The organism is Halorubrum sp. Eb13 (assembly GCF_002252895.1).
Lineage (GTDB): Archaea > Halobacteriota > Halobacteria > Halobacteriales > Haloferacaceae > Halorubrum.
Genome location: NZ_NHPE01000020.1, coordinates 1 through 592, shown reverse-complemented (window position 1 = coordinate 592; position 592 = coordinate 1). Strand labels below are relative to the sequence as shown.

Here is a 592-nt window from a genome sequence, read left to right as displayed (position 1 = left end):
GATCGGCCGTCTGCCGTCCGCCGTCCGCCGCCCCTCCACCCGCCCGTCACTCCTCTCGCTCTCGCCGGTCGTACTTCGCCACGGCGCGGTCGGCGCGCTCCGAGATGCCGTTCGGGTTTCGGGCCGGGCTCCGGTCGCGGCCCCGGGCGACGAGCCCGTCCGAACCCCCGCTGGCGAGGCCGACGAGCACGTCGCGTCCGTTCGCGGCCCACCGGGAGGGCGTCGACTCGCCGCGGACCACGTCGGCGGCCGCGTCGACCGCGTCCGTCGCGGCGTGCGACCCGACCCGCGCCATCACCGTCGGCCGGACGCCGTAGTTTTTCAGGAGCCGGTACGCGAGCGCCCGGTACTTCCATCCCCACTCGTGGGCGCTGCGACCCCCGTCGGCCGCGGTCGGGCTCGGCAGCTCCTTGGTCACGCCGAGCGCCTCGCGCCACGCGATCTCGTGGCCCATCCGGGCCAGCCGGTGGGCCGCGTCGCGCGCGCCGCCGGTCCGGAGGTACTCGTCGAAGCCGTCGATGTCCCGGAGCGTCTCCCGCCGGAAGGCGACGTTCCCGCCCGCGAAGTAGGTCACGTCGCGGCCCGCGATCGT

The 592-nt window shown here is 76.2% G+C and carries 1 pseudogene; it reads right to left on the bottom strand.

The annotated features are described in order from the left end of the window. Positions 1 to 46: 46 nt before the first annotated feature. Positions 47 to 592: pseudogene (locus tag DJ75_RS01770) on the bottom strand (glycosyl transferase family 2); the annotation flags it as partial.